Origin of the sequence: Mesorhizobium sp. M7A.F.Ca.AU.002.02.1.1 (genome assembly GCF_003998535.1) — a bacterium.
In the GTDB taxonomy this organism is placed as follows: domain Bacteria; phylum Pseudomonadota; class Alphaproteobacteria; order Rhizobiales; family Rhizobiaceae; genus Mesorhizobium; species Mesorhizobium ciceri.
Genome location: NZ_RZPB01001310.1, coordinates 1 through 915 on the forward strand (window position 1 = coordinate 1; position 915 = coordinate 915).

At 66.3% G+C, this 915-nt stretch carries 1 protein-coding gene; it reads left to right on the forward strand.

Features of this window, described 5'->3' with window-relative positions; genetic code table 11:
- Positions 1-915: FAD-dependent oxidoreductase (locus tag EN879_RS37350; RefSeq protein ID WP_245493952.1), on the forward strand; the 915-nt coding region annotated here is incomplete at both ends.

A 915-nucleotide genomic window follows, 5' to 3' on the forward strand; every position in this document is an offset into this window, starting at 1 on the left:
TCCCCGTGAACGGGGAGAAGGGTTGGACATAGCCATCGTCGGTGGCGGCATCATCGGTATCTGTGCCGCTGCTTCTCTCGCTGAGGCGGGACGCAGGGTCACCGTCTTCGATCGCACAGGCATTTGCGAGGTGACGAGCTCGGGCAATGCCGCCGCCTTCGCCTTCTCCGACGTGCTGCCGCTGGCGCACAAGGGCATGATGCGGCAGCTGCCGAAATGGCTGGCCGATCCGCTCGGCCCGCTCAGCATCCCGCCCGCCTACCTGCCGACGCTTCTGCCCTGGCTGATCCGCTTCTGGCGCGCCGGTGCGCCGGGGAAATACGAGGCGAGCCTTGCCGCTCAAGCAGGCATGATGAAGCTTGCCGAGGCGGAGTGGATGGGCTTGCTCGATCGCTCCGGCACGCGGTCGATGCTGCGCGAGGATGGCTCGCTCGAGCTTTACGAAAGCGAAGCCGAATTTCAGGCCGGGCTGCCCGGCTGGGCGGCGCGTAAGCGTTTCGGCATCGGTTTCCGCCACGTCGAGGGCGAGGAACTGGCCGCCTTGCAGCCGGGCCTGTCGCCGCGCTTCATCAAAGGCACGTTCGTGCCGGGATGGAAGACGGTCGCCGACCCGAAACTGCTGGGCAAAGCGGTGTGGACCTATGCGCAGGCCAAGGGCGCTCGCTTTGAGCTGGTCCGGATCAGCCAAGTCGCGGCGGATCAGGATGGAGCGACGCTGACGTTGGCAGACGGCACGACCAGAGAGGCCCGGCACCTCGTCGTCGCCGCCGGCGCCTGGTCGCATCTGCTGGCTAAGCAACTCGGCGATCGCATTCCGCTGGAGACCGAGCGCGGCTACAACACCACCTTGCCCACGAGTGCCTTCGACGTGAAGCGGATGCTGATCTTCTCCGGCCATGGTTTCGTCGTCACGCC